Annotated in this window: 1 protein-coding gene; it reads left to right on the top strand. The window is 67.3% G+C overall.

The features are described 5' to 3' along the window. Nucleotides 1-1484, top strand: a 1484-nt coding sequence (gene arnA / locus RND78_RS27720) for a bifunctional UDP-4-amino-4-deoxy-L-arabinose formyltransferase/UDP-glucuronic acid oxidase ArnA (RefSeq protein ID WP_312733433.1), incomplete at both ends; no start/stop codon positions are given.

Raw genomic sequence — 1484 nt, forward strand, 5'->3', positions numbered from 1 at the left:
CTGACCCTGCACGCCAAGCTGCGCGAAGCCAGCCAGGAACTCCTGCGCGAGGCCCTGCCGGCCCTGGCCGCCGGGACCCTGCAGGAGCGCGAGCAGGATGAAAGCCAGGCCAGCACCTATGGCCGTCGCAGCGCCGCCGACGGCGAGCTGCAGTGGCAGCGTCCGGCCACCGAGCTGGCCAACCTGGTCCGCGCCGTGACCCAGCCCTATCCGGGCGCCTTCGGCTGGATCGGCGATCGCAAGCTGATCGTCTGGAGCGCCCAGGCACTGGCCGAGCACCATGGCCAGGCCCCCGGCAGCGTGCTGAGCCTGGAACCCCTGCGCATCGCCTGTGGCGAAGGCGCCCTGGAAGTGCGCGCCGGCCAGCTCGGCGATGCCGGGCTGTACCTCTCCGGTCCGCAACTGGCCCGCGAAGCCGGCCTGGTGGCCGGGGCCCGCCTGCATCGCCAGGACCGCCGCGCCAAGCGCCGCACCCGGGTGCTGATCCTCGGCGTCAACGGCTTCATCGGCAACCACCTCTCCGAGCGCCTGCTGGCCGACGGCAACTACGACGTCTATGGCCTGGACATCGGCTCCGACGCCATCGAACGCCTCAAGACCAATCCGCACTTCCATTACGTGGAAGGCGACATCTCCATCCACACCGAGTGGCTGGAATACCACATCAAGAAGTGCGACGTGGTGCTGCCGCTGGTGGCCATCGCCACCCCCATCGAATACACCCGCAATCCGCTGCGCGTGTTCGAACTGGACTTCGAGGAAAATCTCAAGATCGTTCGCCACTGCGTGAAGTACGGCAAGCGCGTGATCTTCCCGTCCACCTCCGAGGTGTACGGCATGTGCCAGGACGAGCGCTTCGACGAAGACCGCTCCAACCTGGTGGTCGGTCCGATCAACAAGCAGCGCTGGATCTACTCGGTGTCCAAGCAGTTGCTCGACCGGGTCATCTGGGCCTATGGCGCCAAGGGCCTGAAGTTCACCCTGTTCCGTCCGTTCAACTGGATGGGGCCGCGCCTGGATCGCCTGGACTCGGCGCGCATCGGCAGCTCCCGCGCCATCACCCAGCTGATCCTCAACCTGGTGGAAGGCACCCCGATCAAGCTGGTCGACGGCGGCGCCCAGAAGCGTTGCTTCACCGACGTCGACGACGGCATCGAGGCGCTGTTCCGCATCATCGAGAACCAGGGCGGGCGCTGCGACGGCCAGATCGTCAACATCGGCAACCCGGACAACGAAGCGAGCATCCGCGAGCTGGCCGAGGAGCTCCTGGCCCAGTTCGAGGCCCATCCGCTACGCCAGGAATTCCCGCCCTTCGCCGGCTTCCGCGAGGTGGAGAGCAAGAGCTTCTACGGCGACGGCTACCAGGACGTGGCCCATCGCAAGCCCAGCGTGGAGAACGCCCGCCGCCTGATCGACTGGCAGCCGACCACCGCCATGGCCGCCACCGTCGGCAAGACGCTGGACTTCTTCCTGCGCGAAGCCCT

The sequence above is a fragment of the Pseudomonas oryzihabitans genome, assembly GCF_032027545.1.
In the GTDB taxonomy this organism is placed as follows: Bacteria; Pseudomonadota; Gammaproteobacteria; order Pseudomonadales; family Pseudomonadaceae; genus Chryseomonas; species Chryseomonas oryzihabitans_F.